This is a genomic window from Bradyrhizobium sp. SRL28, assembly GCF_018596315.1.
Classification (GTDB): Bacteria; Pseudomonadota; Alphaproteobacteria; order Rhizobiales; family Xanthobacteraceae; genus Bradyrhizobium.
This window is the reverse complement of the sequence record NZ_JAHEAG010000031.1, coordinates 22913-40969: the sequence shown is the minus strand read 5'-3', so window position 1 is coordinate 40969 and position 18057 is coordinate 22913. Positions and strand designations below refer to the sequence as shown.

Below are 18057 nucleotides of genomic sequence, written 5' to 3'. Positions count from 1 at the left end.
AGTAGCGCCAGCCCGAGCATCCTACAAAAATGGACGGTTTCGATTCAGGCGGGTTCTGCGGGCTTTCAGTTTCTGCCCGGACGCGTAGGTGTGCAGCTTCGCCGCACGCTTGATGTTATCCTCGCGCTGCTTCTCGCGGCGTAGCCGCCTCCGTTCACGGCGCTCTTCGAGCGTCAGTTCTGTCCATGGAGCTGCTGTTTTTGCGCGCGGCATGAATTCCTTCCCGACATCTAACGCATGAACATCGGGAAAGGCTCCAACGACCGCGAAGAGCCCTATCTTCCTAGCGTAAGAAAGGCCTTTAGATGCAATTTGATGTTCTCATTGTCGGCGGCGGACCTGCCGGATTAAGCGTCGCACTCATCCTCGGACGGTGCCACCGCAGCGTTTTGCTCTGCGATGCGGGGCGCCAGCGCAACCTGAGATCCCCCGCAATCCATGGCCTTCTTGGAAGGGAAGGGCGGGCGTTCTCCTTCCTCATTTCTGATTGAGGCGCGGGAAGAACTCTCCCGCTACGAAACCGTCTTGGTGCGCGAGACCTCCGTTACCGATATCATTCCTGCCAGCGATGCGTTCGAGTTTAGCAGCGCGGACGGTACGACTGGCAAGGCTTCGAAGGTTCTGCTCGCCACGGGCCTTGTTGACGAACTTCCTGAACTCGCAGGGATCGAACCTCTCTACGGCGTTTCTGTCCATCATTGCCTGTATTGTGACGGCTTCGAATACGTTGGGAAGCCGGTAGCCGCGTTTGGTGAGGGTGATAAGGGCGCGGAGCTTGCTATTATGATGAAGCACTGGATTGAGGACGTTGTCGCTTGCAGCGGTGGATCTGAGGTGAGCGCGAAGGCAGCGCGAAAGCTCGAAGAACATAACATTCCGCTACGCTCGGAGGCAATCCAATCCATGGAAGGCTCGAATGGAGAGCTGAAAAAGATCGTATTCAGGAGCGGCCCTGATCTGCCACGGGCTGGCCTATTCTTTTCGACCGGCTGCCATCAGGCGTCTGATCTTTCTAAGCGTCTCGGCTGCCGGCGGAACGCGAAAGGCGGCGTGGTGACGGACCCTGTTACCGAGGAAACCAGCGTCCCCGGCGTCTACGTTGCGGGTGACGTGTCGCGCGACGTTCTTTTGGTCGCGGTAGCCATCGCGGAAGGCGCGCAGGCTGCGGTTGCAATCAACAAGGCGTTTTTGCGCCGCGACGGGTTTTGCGACTAGATGAAAAAGCTCGCTAGTGTCCCGATTCTGAAGTCGACTTCATTCTAGGCGTTTGCGGCGAGTGTGCGAAGGCAAAAGCGTTGGATGCTGGCCAAGATGTCGTCGGCGGTCTTGGTCCAGCGGAACGGTTTGGGATCGGTATTGGTGGCGTCGATGCAAGCCTTGATCGCTTTTTCGAGTTCGGCGACCGAACGGAACACGCCTCGTTTCAAGGCGCGCTCGGTCAGCAGGGCGAAGAAGCGTTCGACCTGATTGATCCATGACGCTGAGGTTGGCGTGAAGTGCACGTGCCAGCGCGGGCGCTTGGCGAGCCAGTTACGGATCGGCCTGGTTTTGTGGGTTGCGTAGTTGTCCATGACGATGTGAACGTCGAGGTTGGCCGGCACGTTGCGCTCGATCTCATCCAGGAATTTGCGGAACTCGCTCGCGCGGTGGCGGGCCATGCACTTGCCGACGATGGTGCCCGCTTTCACATCGAGTGCCGCGAACAACGATGTCGTTCCGTGCCGCTTGTAATCGTGCGTACGCCGCTCGGCCTGTCCGGGCCGCATCGGCAACAGGGGCTGCGTGCGGTCGAGCGCCTGCACCTGGCTTTTCTCATCGACACACAACACGATAGCGCGCTCGGGCGGCGACAAGTAGAGCCCGACGATATCGCGCACTTTCTCTACGAACAGCGGATCGGTGGAGAGCTTGAAAGTCTCGACGCGGTGCGGTTGCAGGCCGAAGGCGCGCCAGATGCGATGCACCGTCGAGGGCGCATGACCGATCTCTTTAGCCATGCTCCTGAGGCTCCAGTGGGTGCCACCCTTTGGTCGCGTCTCCAACGTTTTGCGGATCGTGCTCGCGATTTCGTCGTCGCCAATCTCGCGCGGCGCGCCGGGCCGCGGCTCGTCGTAGAGACCGTCCATACGGTGGTCGGCAAAGCGGTTGCGCCAGGTGCCGACCGTGTGCGTGCAGACCCTAAGCTTCGACGCGATCTCTTTGTTCTTGAGACCGCCAGCCGCCGCCAACACAATGCGCGCCCGCTCCGCCACGGCCTGCGGCGCGCCGTGCTTGCGCGTCAATGCCGTCAGCTCGCGCTTCTCCACGTCATCGAGTACGATCGCGACAGCTCGTCCCTTGGCCATTCCCGCCTCCCGGTCTAAAGGTCGGCAGAAATGTAACTGATTTGTCGATCAGGACACTAGCTCTTCGCTTCCTTCTCGGCTTTGGGATACCAGCGCCAAACGCCGATGGCGTTGATGAAAAGCAAAATGACGTTCTGGATAACGAGCGACGCTTTGCTTTCGATCCAGCCGTCGACCATCCAGGCGATGCAGGCGACGATGAAGATCACAAATCCGAGGACGGTGACGCGCGCATTCAAGTTTGCTGCCACGAGGGCTGCAGCCAACACTGTGGTCACGGCAGCGAATGTTCTTAATATTATCAGTATGTCCATGCTTTCCCCAAAAGAAGGCCGCCCGACAGTGAGCGGCCCTTGTTTCAATTGGCACCACGTTCAGGCGGCTCTTTTGTTTACGTTGCGCAGCGCCATTGCGTTCAGTTTGTCATTCGTCAGCTTTTCCTCATCTAGGTTTTGCTGCAGCACGGACGCGCAATCCCCGCGGCCTAACATTTTTGCCCATGCGATCAGCGCTCCATAACGCGCGATCTCATAATGCTCGACGGCCTGGGCGGCGGCGATCAGCGCGGCGTCAAGCACGTCCTTGTCGTCGACTTCGCCCGCAACGTCACTCGCTTCTTTCAGGATACCGTCGATCGCGGGGCAATCAATGCCTTTGGCTTGGACGCCGTGCATTTGGAATACCTGTTCAAGGCGGGAGATCTGGCCTTTTGTTTCTTCCAGGTGCTTTTCGAAACCGTTCTTCAGGGTCGCGTCCGTTGCCTTGGAGACCATGTCCGGTAGGTTCTTCGCGATCTGCTGCTCGGCGTAGTAGATGTCCTGCAGCGTATGCACGAAAAGATCGTTCAGCGTTTTGATGTCTTTGGTAAAAAAGCCCATGGCTTCCTCCTATTGGGGTTTGCCAATCAAACCATCCCGAGGAAAAGGAGTTCCTAGATATTAGAGCCGAGTAATTTCCTGCGCGCGGATGACGAGCTCATCCTGGGAAAGCTCCCGCTCTAACCGAGCGCGCAGGGACCGCCAGAAAGGGCGGTCGAGGTGCTCAACCATCACCTCGACTACAGCGATGCGGTCTTTCTCGGTCGCGCCGCCGCTTTGCCACAGCCCCTGTCCCGGGGCCCGCAGAAAGCTCGTCGCGCCGCCGAACTTATCCGTCAGTTCCTCAAGGAACCCTTCGAACCATTCCTTGCCTATGGGCCGCCCGTTGCCGGTTTCTTTCGGCAGGAGGATCTGCACGAGATGCGAGGGGCCTGAGCTCATGAGACTTTGCGGTGCCGCGTGCCCTGCCAGCTTTCAAGGAGGGTTTGCGTCGTGACGGTTTCGACCTGCTCGCCGAACCGATTCATGTAGACATTCATCATGGCGTCGTGGGTTTCATCCGCCGAGCTGCAAAGGGCATCGGTCACAAGGATAACGCGGAAGCCCCAATCGATCGCGCCCAGCATTGTGGCGAGCACGCAGACGTCGGTTTCACCGCCCGTGATGATGACCGTGTCGATGCCGGCGCTACGCAGCTGCTGGTGGAGGTCGCTCCCCGTCCACGGGGAATAGACATGTTTGTCGTAGGTGCGGGCAGGGGGAACGAACTTCGCGAGGTCAGGAACCAGCCCGATCTTTTCCGGGCCCAGCTGATCGATGGTCATGGAGCCCCAGCGCACATAGTAGTGCCGCCACATCCCGACGCCCTGACCGGGCTTCTGGGCCGGGATGAAGCGGGTAAAGATCGTCCGTTCCGGGTGGGTAGAAGTAATTGACACGATGTTCGGCAGCACGCGCTCGAGCCAGGGCATTTTCCACTCGGAGCCCTCAGCAAACATCCGCTGCATGTCCACGCAAATATGGACAGCTGTCTCCCCTGGCGCGCCATAACGCAATATGTCGTTCTTTGACATCGCCGTATCCCTGAAAACCAGCTCTAACGGTGCATTGAGAACTTCGTTCCAAAGCCAAGGAACGGGTTACAGGCCATGCAACGGCTAGCCCAGCGGCAAGGGCGGTAGGGCAGTCAAAGGACGGAGCGCATGCAGCGGCGAGCGGAGCGAACTTACCTTTGACGGCTAAGGGCGCAGCCCTTCTTGCGCGAGGGGCCGTAACCGGATGGCCGAGACGAAAGACTCGGGCGCCGATAGACGCTAGTGCCCGGTCGCGGCGTAAGCCGCGGCGCGCTCAGCCGGCCTTGCGCTTTTTAGCGGCCTTCTTCGCCGGAGCATTTGCAGGCTTTGTTGCGGGCGCCGCCTTGCCGGATGATTTCAGGCTCGCCCGCAGCGCATCCATCAGGTTGACTACGTTGTCGGGCGCCGTCTTCTTGGCGGCAACGATCGGCAGACCCTTCTGCTTTTTGTTCAAAAGCTCGGTCAGCGCGCGCTCGTAGTGATCCTCGAACTTGGCCGGCTCGAAATGCCCACTCTTCTGCTCGACGATGTGCTTCGCAAGATCGAGCATGTCCTTGGTGATTTTCACGTCCTGGATATCGTCAAAATATTCGGACGCATCGCGCACCTCGTAAGGATATCGCAGCAGCATGCCCATAAGCCCTTTGTCGCGGGCTTCCAGCGCGATGATATGCTCGCGGCTTGTCAGCACGACCCGCGCAATCGCCACCTTGTCGAGCGAACGGATCGTCTCGCGGATAACAGCATAGGCGTCATGGCCGACTTTGCCGTCGGGCACGATATAATAGGGGCGTACGAGATAGAGGTCGTCGATCTCGCTGCGCGGGACGAACTCGTCGATTTCAATGGTGCGGGTGGATTCGAGCGCTATGTTCTCAAGCTCGTCTTTGGTAACTTCCAGGTATTGGTCGGTATCGACCTTGTAGCCCTTGATGATGTCTTCGGACGCGACTTCCTCGCCGGTCTCGGCATCGACCTTGAGGTAGCGGATTCTGTGGCCGGTCTTCTTGTTGATCTGGTTGAAACTGATCTTCTCGGACTCCGATGTGGCCGGGAACAGGGCGATCGGGCAGGTCACGAGTGAAAGGCGCAAAAAGCCCTTCCAATTGGCACGCGGGGCCATGAACTGAAACTCCACCTCTACTGAATGGGCTCAATATAGGCGGAGATCAGCCGATGTGGAGTCGCCTTAGTCGCAATCCGGGCAGGTTTCTCCGATGGAGCCCATGACTTCATCCAGCGCCTTGAGACAGGTTTCCGGCGTCGCGCCGGGGAAGGGATGCCGCCAGACTTCCTCCCGTGCGCGTTCCCACGCGTCAGGGTCCGAGCGATCCTTGCGGTGCCCGTGGTGGTTACACTCCGTCACTGCGCCCTGATCAATGAGGGTTCCGAGCGCCCATCCCTCCACGGTGCGGTACGGGGGACGGGTGCGCGGCGAAGCGGGTTTTCGCTGAAGAACGGTTTTCACGGCATAAGGTCCGAATCAATTTCGTCCCTTTCTTATACCACCGCTGTCAAGTGGCCGGTCCGGCCTCGGTGCTATCCCCGTTGTCCACGTTACGCGCAAGCCTAGTCGGACAGACGAGCCACGTTTGCAGCGATAATCTTGCGGTAATTGTCAAGAACATGCGCGGGGTCGCCGCCGCGAATGAGAATGGCATGCGCCTTGTCGAATGCCTCTATCTTCTCGCTGACCATCAGGAACATTTCGTCCGGTGTACCCTTCCCGAGAGCGATCAGGCGGAGACGCATTTCGATGACCTGCATGGCGTCAGCCATGAGCGTCAGAAAAGGATACCAGATAATCATTGAACTCTTCTGCGCTGGAGAATGGAAGGAAAGCAAAACCTAACCCGGGCGCAATTCGTTTGTTCCTAACGCTGCCGCCGCAGCCGCGGGGATATGCGCAAGATGAAGATGTCCGGTCAGGCGATTGCGTCTGGAACTTCCAGCATGGTCGGCCGGTTGGGTAAGGAACTTAAACCACGGAGATGAGACATGAAGAAGCACGCCAGCAAACGCGAATTAATCGCCCCCCGGGGCGACAAGCGATATATCCGCCGCGACGCAGCTGGACGCATCAAAGAAAGCGACGACGTTAGCCGCTCGCTGTCGCAGGATCGCCGCAGGAAAGCGAAGAAGGCGGCAAAGCCCGGGCAGGGGGATCGCGGCGACCGAAAGCCTGCCTCCAAGGCTCCCGCCCGGAAAAAGACGCGTGCCAAGCGCTAGCGCCACGCTCGATCTTTTTGGAAACGATGCTCTTCCCGAAGGCTTCAGGTATCAGCCTGATTTTCTGAGCCGCGCGGAAGAGCGGTCGCTCTTGCAGAATATCGCACCCCTGCCGTTCCGCGAGTTCGAGTTTCAGGAGTTTACCGGCAAGCGCCGTATCGTGTCATTCGGCTGGCGCTACGACTTTAATGGCGGCGGCCTGACCAAAGCGGTGGACATGCCGGACTTCCTGTGGGCAATCCGCACTCGCGCGGAAAGCTTCGCCGGGATCGCGCCCGGCACCCTTCATCAGGTTCTTATCACCGAATACACACCCGGCGCAGCAATAGGCTGGCACAAGGACCGCTCGGTCTTCGGCGACGTCGTCGGGATTTCTCTGCTTTCTCCCTGCACCTTCCGGCTGCGACGTAGAAGCGGCCGCCGCTGGGAGCGGCGTAATCTTAGGGCGGAGCCACGCTCGATCTATTTGCTGCGCGGACCCTCGAGGACTGAGTGGGAGCACAGTATTCCCGGTGTGGACAGCCTCCGCTACTCGCTCACCTTCCGCAATGTCCTCGAAGACACCGAGCAGGCATGAGTCGCACATCGACATTGCCAAAACGCCTGCAGCCGATGCTCGCGACGCTGACAGACGCGCCGTTCGATGACAAGGGCTGGGTTTTCGAGGATAAATACGATGGCTTCCGCATGGTCGCCAAGAGTCGAGGCGGGAAAGTTACGCTCTACAGCCGCAATGGCAAAATCATCAGCCGCAGTTACATTGAAGTCGCGAAAGCGCTCGAAGGCGTCAAAGGGGACGCCGTCATCGACGGCGAGCTTGTTGCGCTCGATAAAAACGGCATCTCGCATTTTCAGCTTCTGCAAAACGCACTCCGCCACGAGGCGAAGCTGCTCTACTGCGCGTTTGATCTCATGTTTCTGGATGGAGAGGATTTGCGCGGCTTCACCCTGTTAGAGCGCAAAAAGCGGCTCAAGGATATCCTGCCGCGCCACAAGCTCATCGCGTTCAGCCGTCACCGCAAGACGTCCGGCACGATGTTCTTTGAGGAGGCCGAGCGCAAGGGCCTTGAAGGCATCATGGCCAAGCGTGCCGAGAGCACCTATCACTCGGGCATCCGCACCCATGACTGGCTCAAGATCAAGACCTCGAAACGGCAGGAAGTCGTCATCGCAGGATTTACGGCTCCTAGGCGGACACGCCCATTTTTTGGAGCGCTCGCCCTTGCAGTGCGCGAGAAGGATTGTTGGCGGTATATCGGCCATGTCGGCACCGGCTTCAGCCATAAAACGCTGGGAGAGCTTCATGGCAAGCTGATGCCGCTCAGAGCCGCCAAGTCTCCATTTTCGGCTAAGGTGAAGGATGAAGCCGTGACGACCTGGGTCAAGCCGTCGCTGGTTGCGGAAGTCAAGTTCACCGAATGGACCAAGGCCGGCGAAATGCGGCACCCGGTTTACCTCGGACTCAGGACGGACAAGCAAGCCAAAGACGTCGTGCGGGAACAGGAAAAACAGCGCGCTTAGTTGCTCGCGTCTCCCCGGCATCCGGCTCCGCTAGGAACCTTTGTGCACTCTATCTCCTTATCGGCTGATAGCGAGGTGGGAACATGTGGTGGACAGTAGCGAAGGAAGCAGTTGCCAATTGGTCGAGCCATAAAGACGCCCGTCAGGGAGCGGCCCTGGCTTATTATTCGGTATTCTCACTTGGACCGATCATTCTAATCGCAGTTGCTGTAGCGGGCCTGTTCTTTGGCCAGGATGCGGTGACGGGACAGGTGATGTCGTCATTGAAAGGGATGCTGGGAGACACTGGTGCGAAGGCAGTTGAGGCGATGCTCGCTGGGGCAAGCCGTCCCGCCGCCGGCGCGCTCGCAACGGTCCTTGGGATAGGCGCTCTGCTGTTCGCCGCCATCGGCGTCGTCGTGCAGTTGAAGGATGCGCTCAATGTCGTATGGGAAGTCGAGGAGTCAAAGGAAAGCGGCCTCTGGCATTTCGCCCGCAATTATGTGCTTTCGTTTGCTGCCGTGCTGGCTCTTGGTTTTCTTCTTCTCGTCTCGCTCCTCGTTACGGCAGGCTTGGCTGCCGCCGGAAAGTTCATCGCTCCCTACCTGCCCGAAGGCATTTTGCATCTCGTCAGCATGCTAGTGTCGTTCGCCGTTGTAGCGGTCTTATTTGCCATGATGTTCAAATGGCTGCCCGATGTCTCGGTCGCCTGGGGCGACGTCTGGCTCGGCGCCCTGCTAACAGCGCTTTTCTTCGAGTTGGGAAAGGCCGCGATCGGCTTCTATATCGGAAAGCAGGGGCTTGAATCCACTTACGGAGCTGCGGCATCGATCGTCGTGGTATTGATCTGGGTCTATTACACCTCGCAAATCATCCTGATGGGCGCCGAAGTCACCCACGCCTATTCCAAGCGTCATGATCACCAGTCAGACGATGTTCATCCTGCCTCCAGCGCCGTAGCACGCGGGCGTGCCTGAAATAGGATCGACCTCACGCGAGGCGCATTGCTTATTGCTGTGATAGCAAAGGGAGAACTAAGCGATGGCAGACGAGCAAAATCCAAACAAGAACCAGCAAAATCAGCAAGGCAACCAAGGCGGCGGTCAGCAAGGCCAGAACGCCGGCCAAAAGCCGGGCCAGCAGAACCAAGATCCGGGACAAGGCCAGCAGGGTCAGAACCCCAGCCAGAAGCCAGGTCAACAGAGCCAGAACCAGGACCCGCAACAAGGCGGCCAAGGCCGCTGAGCCAGCAGAAAGCTCGGCCGTGTGCCGTAGTTATCGCCGCAGCTAGGCACGTTGTGCCGAGGCATTTGGCTGGCGGTGTAAAAAAAGGCCCGCTGGTTCATCCCAGCGGGCCTTTCATTTACTTCCTGTTCTTGTCGAGCATTTGCGCCATTTCAAGATGATGTTTTAGGGCAGGCAAGGTTTTGCCCGCCCAGTCCTTGAGCTTTGGATCGTCACCGCCATTTGCGTAGCGCTCGAATAGCGACACCGCGTCCTTGTGGGCGCTGACTTGCATGGAGTCGTACTCCGAAGCGAAATCCTCTGGCTTCGCGTCACGAAGCTTGGCGAGCTTCTTCTGGTGGGTATCATCCAATGCGGTCGGAACAGCAGCCTTCATATTCGCCGGGATCATGGCCTTGAGCTCATTGCTTGTCTTGGTGTGATCCGCCAGCATCATTTCAGCGAACTTTTTCTCTTCCGCATTGCCTTTGAGCTGCGCGATTTTCGCCGCCTCGATCTCCGTCATGTCACTCATGGCCGCTTCTTTGATGAAATCCTCGGTCTTTGGCGCAATACCGAGCGCGGAGTTGACGCCGGTCTTTTCACCGACCGACTGGGCAAAGGAAGGGGAGGTGAGAGCAGCCACTATGGTGAACGCCAGGATCGCTTTCTTCATGCCTAAATTCCTCTGAGAAGTGAATTCGGGCGTTTCAACCATCCCCAAGGTACAAAGTTCCTAAAGAGCAAACGCAGCGATGCTGTTTTTCAGCCGCCCAGTACGTTGCCCCATCCATCGAATTCGAAGGCCCGCCAGGCGACCGTCCCATCAACCAGCGTAACGGATGTCTCTCGGTAATCGGCTTCTTCCTCCCCTGCCCAGGTTTCGATGCTGTCGGTAATGCGATCGTGAAGGATCGCAGGCTCCGAAGGATTGAAGCTGGACATCGGCCTCGATTCGCGCGCGCCGGTTGACATCGAGCCCTCTTAGCCTTGCGTAGCGATTTTGATATCAAAGCCTTGGGCTCTCAGATCGAGAAGAGTTATCCTGTCCTGTGGTGTCGCATGCAGCGGCTCGCGCACGACGAAACTTCTTCCCCGATTTTCAATGACCGCGATTCGGAGAGATGTGAGACTTTGAAAGTCGTGGGTTGCGACGAGTGCGTCCGTGTTACCCTGCTGGCGATAGATATCCAATTCCCACATCTCCCTGCTCATTGCTTGGCGTCCTTGTCGACATCCTGATTTATGACGCGCTGCCGTAGAATGAATAGGCGGGCGCCTACGGCCGCTGCGCTCCGATTAAGCTCCGCACCGATCGAAAACGTCGGACGTCCGGCGGCGCGCATTTCGAGCAAGCGCCGGTCATCGTCCGGCGTCCAGGGCCTGTTTCTTTTTAGCGCCATCGACAACGGCTTGCCTCTTCATCGCAAACACAGCCTTAGCCGACGAGTCTGTAAATCACAGTGATGAGCGCATTTCCCAGGCAAAAGGCTCCCACCATGCATACGATGATCTCGTCGCGATCCCAGTCTCGCACTTCTTTCACAGCTTCTCCCCTAACGCCCCGCAGAACGGACAGGTAAATCAGGCAGAGTTGGCGCAGACGGGGGCCGATGTCTCACGCTGTTAATGCCCACGTACACTCCAGGCATGCAAAATGATAAATAATGGAATTGCCAAGTTGTTCCTGGAGGCACGCGACGCCCCTCCAAATCCAGTTGCGGTTGCCAACGTCCTCATGCGCTTCAACCATTAAATGCGGTCGAAGCACCTCCTACCAAAATTTGCCGACCGCTCGGTCCGCCTGGCAACTGCGGCGTTTTGATCGAGCAGGACTCCTCCAAAAGACAATTTTGTTCCGGCACAGGAACCGCGGACCCATTCAATTGTTGGTGGGGCCTAACAAGGGAGCGCGTAGTGGCGAAAAGCCAAAAAAGCTCGAAGATCTCTTCATGAAACACTCAAAGACATCTATTTGCCGAGAACAAGATCCTGAACACCTTGCCGAAGATGGCGAAAGCGGCGCAGTCTAAAGAACTCAGGGCCGCCTTCGTTCAACATGAGCGCGAGACTAAAGGCCAGGTTAAGCGGCTCGACCGCGCCTTCAAAATTATCGGACAGCCCGCGAGGGGCAAGACGTGCGCCGCCATCAACGGTATCACCGAAGAGGGTCCGAGATCATGAAGGACTTCAAGGGAATGCCTGTGCTTAATGCTGGCCTTCTCGCTGCTGCCCAGGCCGTAGAGCACTATGAGATTTCGCGCTATGGCACGTTGTCCACATGGGCGGAAGAGCTCGGGTACGCTGAGGCTGTCGATCTCCTCGAAGCTACGCTTCAGGAAGAAAAGAACACCGACAAAACCCTTACCGGAATTGCCAAGTCGGTTGTCAATGTAGAGGCCGAGCAGGACGAGGCCGAAGACGGGTAAGTCGATAGGTCAGCGAGCTGGCCACGGGAGAGTGTCCGGCCGCGCAATCATTTGAGGGAGCAAGCAAGGCCCCCTGTCCAGGGCGGCCTTGTTATTTAGGTGCGTCTCCGCGGTCTGTCGTTAGCTCAGGCATTCGGCGGCTGCGTGCTGTCGGGTTAAGCAGCATCTCCGCGTTTTCTTCCTTCGCAAAGGACTTCGCCAGTCATTGCGACGATGGCGCTGTCGCTCAATTGCTGCGCGAGCTTCTTTGCGGTCGTTTAGCCCAATATCTCGCGCCGCGCCGATCAGCGCGAGGGCGTCGCCTTTATCGGGAAGATTTCTTTTTGGCCTTCTTTTTCCCAGGCATCATTTTTTTGGCCGCTCGCTTCGTCGTCTTCGCGGCGGACTTGGCCGCCTTCTTCACCGTCCGAACTGGGCGCGAGACCAATGATTTCTTCTTCGCCCTCTTGGCCATCGTTTATCTCCCGGTTTTCGATTTGGATTTTCTAGCTTTCTTCGATGCTTTCTTTCCCGCCTTCTCTTTCGGAGCCGTTTTCAGCGCCGATTTTTTGCCCGCTTTATTACTTTCTTCGTAGCCTTCTTGTCAGTCTTTTTAGGCGCCTTGATCGCTTTAGCAGCCACTTTGGCAGCCTTTTTGACGGGCCGGGGTGTCTTGTCGTTGGCGGCTTTCGTCACGCGCTTTGCCACTGGCTTTACCGCGCTCTCTGCTAGTGCGCCTGCCGCAGCTCCAACCAGCTCCGCCAATTGCTCAGTTATCGGCTTCTTAGATTCGTCGTTGGTGTTCGTGTCATCCATGGGCTGGGCCTCCGTTCGAGCATAATGAGCTGATTCGGTAGCACGAAAGCCCATCATGGCCATACGGCTCCCTGGCCGCTCTCGCGGTCGTTGGCTCCGAAGCTATTCCGCAGCTTCAAGTTTTGACGGGCCACCCGCTACCTTGAGTATTGCCGACATCACCTCATCTGTGGCCGTCTGCTGGATCATGCGGCCGTTTCCGGCGACTCGGTGCAACCTACTTTGCGGAATTTCGGAGTGCAGCCGTGCCGACTGTGTGTCGATGTCGATCAATCTGTCTTGCTCGCCTGCAATGATCACGACCGGCATTTTCAAATCTGCGTACCGATTGCGGAACAGGAAAGCATCCGGAATCATCAGCGCCGATTCCGCGGCAGATGCCCGTATCTGTGAGGGGCGAAGGGCCATTTCCTTCGGAAACCCTTCGAACTTCGTCGGCACAGACTGAGGACCAAAGATTTTCTTCATCATCAACGGCCAGATCGCCCGGCTAATCAACGGCGACAAGGTGTGACTTAGAAGGTCGCCGACGACCGGCAACGAAGGCGCGCCCATCGCGATCACATCGGGTCTTGCGGTCGGATAGTAATAGCCCGAGGCAAGCACCAAGCCGCGGATGAAGTCGGGGTATTTGAGCGCTAGTGCGACGGCAACCGATGCGCCCCATGAGTGTCCGAGAACGGTGGCGCTCGAAAGGTTGAGTTTTGGGAGTGCTTGCTTGATCACTTCGGCCTGGGCGTCGGGGGTCCAGACCACATTGCGCGGGCGATCGCTGTGACCGAACCCGGGTCGGTCGAAAACGACGACCCTGAAATGTTTTGCCGCCAGATCAATCAGACCGCTGGAATCAAAGTCTTCAATCATGCTGCCGTTGCCGTCCAACAGAACCAAGGGATCGCCCGAGCCCCGTTCAACGTAGTGGAGGCGAACGCCACCTACATCGAGGAAGCGGCCGGACGCTGGATTGTCACGCTCCGCTTTCTTTGCAAAATGACGATTGACTAGCGCCATTGCGGCCACTGCTCCGATCGCGACTGCCGAGGCCACCGCATAGGAAGGCACTTTTGCTTTACGGCGTTGGACGGTGAGGGCAGGGCGCAGGGGTCTCACGAGATTAGGGGTCATGAATTTCACTTTGGAAAGGCGCGTGCACGAAATCCGGAGGATCCTGGAAATATTGCAGCGCTATGAGGTGCTGTCCGGTTCGTTTTCTTGAGGCGTCTCCCGGCACTGGAGCATTTTAGCAGTGAGGGCTCCGAGGGCTTTCTAGGCCTGAACCCCAATTAAACGAGTAAGGGATCGTTGGCCAAGGCGATGGCGTTCCGTTATCCGACGTCTTTGCTTTTTCGGTCTTTGACATGGAAAACGTCCTCTATGATGCAATGCAACATTAGAGGACCAACATGTTCCTAGTATTTTGCGGCAAATAATAAGTCCCCGGGGAAATGAGCCTTCTTTAAATAGAGCGACACGACAATCGCACTATTCCCAGTCCTCTGACGCCATGACCTGAAATTCAAAAGTAACGGCTGGTTCGGAGCGTTAGCTGTAGCGACGGAGCTTCGCACCGCAATGGAGCATCTTCATAGCGGGGTTTTTCGATCGGTGACGACAGCAATCGAACATATTAAGGGGCAGCATGCGGAAGGCAGTTGCGGGCCGCCTCCAGCTACATCCGCTGCGCCTAATTTCGTTTCAGGACGCTGAGGCGGCCGTCACCTTCCAGGGTAGCCAGCTTAATGTCTTCGTAGCTCTCGACACTTTGTTCTCGTAGCTGCGATTTCAGTTCGTCTTCGGTAATCATTTCCCTTCGCAGGTTCTGAGGAATCAACCTCCCGTCGCGATTAAGGGTAAGACTGGCAGGCTTGAGATACGGCCGCGTCGCGAGAAAGCGCCAGACCAACCAGTCCAGAAGATACTCCCACCCAACGATCGTAAGTACGAGCGCGAGACCCTCCGTGACCGAGCTATACTCTTTTCCTAGCCCATTCTGCGCGGCATCCGCTATCAGGACCATGACGAGAAGGTCTGCGGGTCCGAAATGTCCGGCCTGCCTTCGCGCCATGAAGCGCATAATGACGAACAGCCCAAGATACATAAGACTTCCGCGGACAACGATCTCTGCAAGTCCTATTGCCGGCACGACGACGGAATTCCAGTCAACCGATAGGCCATGGGCTTGCTCCTGTTTATCTGCCCGAGCAGGCTTGAAAATGCTCCGCGCACAATCTAACCGTTAACGATTGCGGACAGGAGGCGGTCGAGAAAAACCGCTTGCCCTTTCAAAATCTTCGCATGCGCCACGTTGATGCCAAACCATTCGGCGCGGTCAAGTTCAGGAAACTTCTGACGTCGGCCGGATCTGGGCGGCCATTCCAACTCGAACATATTGCTCTTAAGGCGAGCGGCCTCCCAGTCGCCTTCGACGGCCCATACGTGAACAATCTTCCCTCCAGGCTGCTTTGCCTCGCCGAGCGGCCGCGCTTTGCCGCGCGGCCTATGGCCCGTCTCTTCCGCAAACTCCCGCTTTGCGGCGGCGAGCGGCGACCCTCCCTCAGCAATCAGGCCTTTTGGAATCGACCACGATGCAAGGTCCTCGTTACGAGCAGAACTTCGATGCCGTCGTCGGAATGCTGGTAAAGCAAAAGACCTGCACTCTGTTTGCCCGGATATTATCGATCTCGATGCAGACGGCGCCGTGATGCCCACCGTCAACATCGAGAGCAATCCTCTGGCGGCGGCTGATTTTAAGGTCATCGATCGCTCCGCAGAAAGCCGCAAGCTCGAAATTGAGGTGCCAAGACTATGAGCACGAAAATCGGCCCTCCGGGTTGGCAGCCGCATGCGATCGTATCTCGTCTCGATGGGTACGTCAGCGTCGATGGTCGAATGCCCGACTTCATCGCCAGCATGATGGCGGCACCTGAGGCACGAGGCGAAAATCGTTCTGTCCCAGCTATCCGTGCCCGCATGGCATGCCGTGAGCGCATGCTACGCCGCATGAGGAAGTTTAATCATGACTGAGAAAGTCCCGCCGGACGAAGGCAACGCACAACCTGCGGCCTCTTCCGCCGGAGCGGCGACCGCTGACGAAGTTGGAGTTGGTGCCGACAACGCCAGCGGCCGCCCGCCAGAGGTTGATGTAGACGATGATGATTGGTCTCCAGTACCGGGCCGGTCGCGGGACGAAGACGTTCGGATCGCCATTCACGAAGCCGGTCACGCTGTGGCCGCGCGGGCGCTCGGACCTCAGGTAGGAGGCGTGACCGTGAACCCCAGCGCCGACGGCAGCGCTGATGGCCTATGTTGGGGGGTCGGGTACAAGGAAGCGTTCGCGCAAGGTCGCGGAGACGCCTCCGACGTTCGCGAAGCACTGGCGCCCTTGATGCCCGAACCGGGTGAGGATCGCCGCGGCGTCTTCGACATCTTCGGACACGTACGCGATCAATGCATAGAATTTCTAGCTGGCCGGGCCGCGGAGCGCATCCTGCTGGACGGCAAACCAGTAGAGCCGGTCGATGATCTTCGGCAGGCACGCGAACTGGCTTTCCTGATCGGCTCTTCTGATGAAGCCGTCGAGACGTTCATCGCGCATTGCGACGTTGCCGCACGTGACTTGTTGATGCCCTAAGGCGATGTGGTGATGGCGCTGTCTATCCTGTTGCGCGTAAAACGGACATTGAATCGTGCTGAGGTTGATGAGCTGATTTCGGATGTGCAGACCCGAAAAGCCCGGGCGATTGAACTCGCGCGGCGGGCCGATTGGAAGAGATGTGAGTTGTCCGCTCGGACCTTCTTGACAGAGATAAAATCACGCGAGTGACGCACGCGCTGCCACATGTTGCACACGATCAGATGGCGAGATGTCGAGAGGAGCGTCGGTGAATTGGCGGATGACCCAATCCTAGCATAGAGGCCCCCGGAGAGATCATCTCCGGGGGCTTTGTCTTTTGGCCGCCACTTCGTGATGAAAGCCATCTTGCCGTCAAACGCTCGGCAATTTGGCTACTCAACGATTGCGAGTGGCACTGTCCCCCGCTCATCTGTTCGCTTCTGGGCCGTCTTGCTCGGCTGAAGCTTCGGTGTTCGCTATTTCTGCCAGTGCCATTACCGATGCAAACTCGGCGATCGAATAGGTTCTATTGCCATCGCTGATCGAGATGTCTGTTAGCCGCCCGACGACATGCCATTCGATCGCTTTTGCAAAAGCGTCCCTAGCCGTTTTGGCGGTAGCTTTGAACATGTGATCGTCAACGTGGGCATGCACGTGGAAAATCATGGTTGATGCTTGCCCAACGCCACGGGGCTGGACCAGACGGAAAATCTCGCACGGTGCTGCTTGGCGCTCCAATTGCACCGAGGAACGGTCTTTTTGCTCAAAGCGTGCCATCTTGAGCCTATGATGCGAAGCCGACTGCTTGCTGTGCCGGAGTTTAAGGCACCGTCTGCTGCGACTTCTTCTTTATGTCGGCCGCTTTGATGAAGCGGACGCCCACCTGATCGCCGTTGACCCAAGCAAGTTGGCAACGCCGGTATGCTTTCCCCATTGTCGAAAGCACAAGGAAAAACTCCTTCAGGGGAAGACCTTCGATCGAACCGTCAACGGTAAGTCTAGCCCCAGTTTCCGATACATCCTGCACTGTACACGGACGCTGCCACGTACCGTCGATCGCCATCATGTTCGCGGCGAACCCACGCTCGAATACGACACGATGTGCCTTACGCTGTTCCATCTAGTCAAATCGTCGAGCTAAAATGAATGACGACGGGGCCGCCAACGATGCGACGGATTATCACTATGCAATGCTCGCGCGGTGCGCCTTTTCGGATCGGACCACGATGAACAGAGATTATAGGTCGGCGGTTAATATTTGATACACGATCGGGTAACATGCCCGCAAATGACCCGAGATTTGCCGTCCTATCGCTTGCTCGGGGAAACCTTAGCGACGCGGACTGCAGGAACCGCGGCGCTGGAGGATGCGGCTCGCGCGGGCCGCGCGGACGGGTCGCGGGCGAAGCTTGACTGCAACTCCACGAGATCCGTGAAGACGTCGGCCTGGCGCCGCAGTTCGTCGGCGATCATCGGTGGCTGGCTCGATATCGTGGAGATCACCGTAACGCGGACGCCGCGACGCTGCACTGCCTCGACAAGGGAGCGGAAATCTCCGTCGCCGGAGAACAGAACCATCTGGTCGATTTGATCGGCGAGATACATGGCATCCACGGCCAGTTCGATGTGGATACTTCCTTTAACCTTGCGGCGGCCGCCGGCGTCGATGAACTCCTTCGCCGCCCGCGTGACTACGGTGTAGCCATTGTAATTGAGCCAATCTGTCAACGGGCGGACCGAAGAATACTCCTGATCTTCAATGATTGCCGTGTAGTAGAACGCGCGCAGCACAGGACCGCGACCTTCAAATTCTTTGAGGAGGCGCTTGTAGTCGATATCGAAGCCAAGCGTCTTCGCGGTTGCGTGTAAGTTCGCGCCGTCGATGAATAGCGCGATGCGATTAGATCTGAACGACATGTATGTTTTCCAGCGCCGGATTTGCAAACACAAGCGAAGCGAACTCTCGCCTCAAGCTTTGGATGGCTTGAATCTCACAATGAAACTGAGAATGCAGCGGCGTTTCACCGGGAG

General features: G+C 57.7%; 28 protein-coding genes and 1 pseudogene. 10 read left to right on the top strand and 19 right to left on the bottom strand.

From position 1 onward, the window contains the following. Positions 1 to 21 precede the first annotated feature (21 nt). A complete protein-coding gene (locus tag KIP88_RS48275) occupies positions 22 to 213 on the bottom strand; it encodes a hypothetical protein (protein WP_214492799.1) in 192 nt (63 codons plus the stop codon). 92 nt (positions 214 to 305) lie between these two features. On the opposite strand from KIP88_RS48275, the gene KIP88_RS48605 reads away from it, so the two are divergent. Both KIP88_RS48605 and KIP88_RS35320 read left to right on the top strand, forming a co-directional pair. Beyond that, positions 306 to 491: an FAD-dependent oxidoreductase gene (locus KIP88_RS48605; protein WP_214492798.1), complete on the top strand. Its 186-nt coding sequence runs from the start codon at positions 306 to 308 to the stop codon at positions 489 to 491. After that, complete coding sequence (locus tag KIP88_RS35320) at positions 439 to 1215, top strand: NAD(P)/FAD-dependent oxidoreductase (RefSeq protein ID WP_249791254.1); 777 nt, start codon at positions 439 to 441, stop codon at positions 1213 to 1215. The genes KIP88_RS48605 and KIP88_RS35320 overlap by 53 nt, the downstream gene beginning before the upstream one ends. 44 nt (positions 1216 to 1259) lie before the next feature. On the opposite strand, the gene KIP88_RS35315 is transcribed toward KIP88_RS35320, so the two are convergent. The 8 genes from KIP88_RS35315 to KIP88_RS35280 all read right to left on the bottom strand — a co-directional run bounded on the left by KIP88_RS35315 (position 1260) and on the right by KIP88_RS35280 (position 6045). Continuing rightward, positions 1260 to 2345 carry an IS630 family transposase gene (locus KIP88_RS35315; protein ID WP_214492796.1) on the bottom strand — a complete coding sequence of 362 codons (1086 nt, stop codon included), beginning with the start codon at positions 2343 to 2345 and terminating at the stop codon, positions 1260 to 1262. Positions 2346 to 2401: 56 nt separating this feature from the next. Then, on the bottom strand, positions 2402 to 2707 hold the full coding sequence (locus tag KIP88_RS35310; protein ID WP_214492795.1) for a hypothetical protein: 306 nt from the start codon (positions 2705 to 2707) through the stop codon (positions 2402 to 2404). A 12-nt stretch (positions 2708 to 2719) separates the two neighbouring features. Then, on the bottom strand, positions 2720 to 3223 hold the full coding sequence (locus KIP88_RS35305) for a ferritin-like domain-containing protein (protein WP_214492794.1): 504 nt from the start codon (positions 3221 to 3223) through the stop codon (positions 2720 to 2722). 60 nt (positions 3224 to 3283) lie between these two features. Next, on the bottom strand, positions 3284 to 3604 hold the full coding sequence (locus KIP88_RS35300; RefSeq protein ID WP_214492793.1) for a hypothetical protein: 321 nt from the start codon (positions 3602 to 3604) through the stop codon (positions 3284 to 3286). Continuing rightward, positions 3601 to 4236, bottom strand: coding sequence for a cysteine hydrolase family protein (locus tag KIP88_RS35295; protein ID WP_214492792.1), 636 nt, complete (start codon positions 4234 to 4236; stop codon positions 3601 to 3603). The genes KIP88_RS35300 and KIP88_RS35295 overlap by 4 nt, the downstream gene beginning before the upstream one ends. Positions 4237 to 4510: 274 nt before the next feature. Further along, positions 4511 to 5359: a Ku protein gene (locus KIP88_RS35290; RefSeq protein WP_214492791.1), complete on the bottom strand. Its 849-nt coding sequence runs from the start codon at positions 5357 to 5359 to the stop codon at positions 4511 to 4513. 66 nt (positions 5360 to 5425) lie between these two features. Next, entirely contained in the window at positions 5426 to 5704 is a 279-nt protein-coding gene (locus KIP88_RS35285) for a hypothetical protein (RefSeq protein WP_214492790.1), read from the bottom strand. 101 nt (positions 5705 to 5805) lie between these two features. Further along, positions 5806 to 6045 carry a hypothetical protein gene (locus KIP88_RS35280; RefSeq protein WP_249791253.1) on the bottom strand — a complete coding sequence of 80 codons (240 nt, stop codon included), beginning with the start codon at positions 6043 to 6045 and terminating at the stop codon, positions 5806 to 5808. A gap of 189 nt (positions 6046 to 6234) precedes the next feature. Here KIP88_RS35280 and KIP88_RS35275 point away from each other — a divergent pair, with 189 nt between their 5' ends. The 5 genes from KIP88_RS35275 (at position 6235) to KIP88_RS35255 (ending at position 9210) form a co-directional block, all read left to right on the top strand. Then, positions 6235 to 6465, top strand: coding sequence for a hypothetical protein (locus tag KIP88_RS35275; RefSeq protein WP_214492789.1), 231 nt, complete (start codon positions 6235 to 6237; stop codon positions 6463 to 6465). After that, complete coding sequence (locus KIP88_RS35270) at positions 6452 to 7042, top strand: alpha-ketoglutarate-dependent dioxygenase AlkB (protein WP_214492788.1); 591 nt, start codon at positions 6452 to 6454, stop codon at positions 7040 to 7042. Before KIP88_RS35275 ends, KIP88_RS35270 begins: the two co-directional genes overlap by 14 nt. After that, complete coding sequence (gene ligD / locus KIP88_RS35265; RefSeq protein WP_214492828.1) at positions 7039 to 7986, top strand: non-homologous end-joining DNA ligase; 948 nt, start codon at positions 7039 to 7041, stop codon at positions 7984 to 7986. The genes KIP88_RS35270 and ligD overlap by 4 nt, the downstream gene beginning before the upstream one ends. A gap of 83 nt (positions 7987 to 8069) precedes the next feature. Next, a complete protein-coding gene (locus tag KIP88_RS35260) occupies positions 8070 to 8942 on the top strand; it encodes a YihY/virulence factor BrkB family protein (protein ID WP_214492787.1) in 873 nt (290 codons plus the stop codon). Positions 8943 to 9006: 64 nt separating this feature from the next. After that, positions 9007 to 9210 carry a hypothetical protein gene (locus KIP88_RS35255; RefSeq protein ID WP_214492786.1) on the top strand — a complete coding sequence of 68 codons (204 nt, stop codon included), beginning with the start codon at positions 9007 to 9009 and terminating at the stop codon, positions 9208 to 9210. A gap of 118 nt (positions 9211 to 9328) precedes the next feature. Here the strand turns inward: KIP88_RS35255 and KIP88_RS35250 are convergent, their stop codons facing one another. From KIP88_RS35250 to KIP88_RS35240, 3 genes are all read right to left on the bottom strand, one after another. Continuing rightward, positions 9329 to 9865: a DUF4142 domain-containing protein gene (locus tag KIP88_RS35250; protein WP_214492785.1), complete on the bottom strand. Its 537-nt coding sequence runs from the start codon at positions 9863 to 9865 to the stop codon at positions 9329 to 9331. A gap of 89 nt (positions 9866 to 9954) precedes the next feature. Next, on the bottom strand, positions 9955 to 10134 hold the full coding sequence (locus tag KIP88_RS35245) for a hypothetical protein (protein WP_249791252.1): 180 nt from the start codon (positions 10132 to 10134) through the stop codon (positions 9955 to 9957). Between the two features lie 39 nt (positions 10135 to 10173). After that, on the bottom strand, positions 10174 to 10383 hold the full coding sequence (locus KIP88_RS35240) for a hypothetical protein (protein ID WP_214492783.1): 210 nt from the start codon (positions 10381 to 10383) through the stop codon (positions 10174 to 10176). Positions 10384 to 11069: 686 nt separating this feature from the next. Here KIP88_RS35240 and KIP88_RS48600 point away from each other — a divergent pair. Both KIP88_RS48600 and KIP88_RS35230 read left to right on the top strand, forming a co-directional pair. Then, positions 11070 to 11618 (top strand): annotated as a pseudogene (locus KIP88_RS48600) (ferritin-like domain-containing protein). Positions 11619 to 11848: 230 nt separating this feature from the next. Continuing rightward, a complete protein-coding gene (locus KIP88_RS35230) occupies positions 11849 to 12193 on the top strand; it encodes a hypothetical protein (protein ID WP_214492782.1) in 345 nt (114 codons plus the stop codon). On the opposite strand, the gene KIP88_RS35225 is transcribed toward KIP88_RS35230, so the two are convergent. From KIP88_RS35225 to KIP88_RS35210, 4 genes are all read right to left on the bottom strand, one after another. After that, on the bottom strand, positions 12153 to 12413 hold the full coding sequence (locus tag KIP88_RS35225) for a hypothetical protein (RefSeq protein ID WP_214492781.1): 261 nt from the start codon (positions 12411 to 12413) through the stop codon (positions 12153 to 12155). The two genes, KIP88_RS35230 and KIP88_RS35225, sit on opposite strands and share 41 nt — an antisense overlap. A 102-nt stretch (positions 12414 to 12515) precedes the next feature. Then, complete coding sequence (locus tag KIP88_RS35220; protein WP_214492780.1) at positions 12516 to 13538, bottom strand: alpha/beta fold hydrolase; 1023 nt, start codon at positions 13536 to 13538, stop codon at positions 12516 to 12518. A gap of 559 nt (positions 13539 to 14097) precedes the next feature. Beyond that, positions 14098 to 14511: a DUF421 domain-containing protein gene (locus tag KIP88_RS35215; protein ID WP_249791250.1), complete on the bottom strand. Its 414-nt coding sequence runs from the start codon at positions 14509 to 14511 to the stop codon at positions 14098 to 14100. A gap of 131 nt (positions 14512 to 14642) precedes the next feature. Then, entirely contained in the window at positions 14643 to 15170 is a 528-nt protein-coding gene (locus KIP88_RS35210) for an NUDIX domain-containing protein (RefSeq protein WP_249791249.1), read from the bottom strand. A gap of 259 nt (positions 15171 to 15429) precedes the next feature. Between KIP88_RS35210 and KIP88_RS35205 the strand changes: the two genes are divergently transcribed. Then, positions 15430 to 16044, top strand: a complete 615-nt coding sequence (locus KIP88_RS35205; protein WP_214492779.1) for a M50 family metallopeptidase — start codon at positions 15430 to 15432, stop codon at positions 16042 to 16044. A gap of 408 nt (positions 16045 to 16452) precedes the next feature. On the opposite strand, the gene KIP88_RS35200 is transcribed toward KIP88_RS35205, so the two are convergent. The 3 genes from KIP88_RS35200 to KIP88_RS35190 all read right to left on the bottom strand — a co-directional run bounded on the left by KIP88_RS35200 (position 16453) and on the right by KIP88_RS35190 (position 17943). After that, positions 16453 to 16803 carry a hypothetical protein gene (locus KIP88_RS35200; RefSeq protein WP_214492778.1) on the bottom strand — a complete coding sequence of 117 codons (351 nt, stop codon included), beginning with the start codon at positions 16801 to 16803 and terminating at the stop codon, positions 16453 to 16455. 43 nt (positions 16804 to 16846) lie between these two features. Further along, a complete protein-coding gene (locus KIP88_RS35195) occupies positions 16847 to 17146 on the bottom strand; it encodes a PilZ domain-containing protein (RefSeq protein ID WP_214492777.1) in 300 nt (99 codons plus the stop codon). Between the two features lie 188 nt (positions 17147 to 17334). Continuing rightward, entirely contained in the window at positions 17335 to 17943 is a 609-nt protein-coding gene (locus tag KIP88_RS35190; protein ID WP_374226545.1) for an NYN domain-containing protein, read from the bottom strand. Positions 17944 to 18057 lie beyond the last annotated feature (114 nt).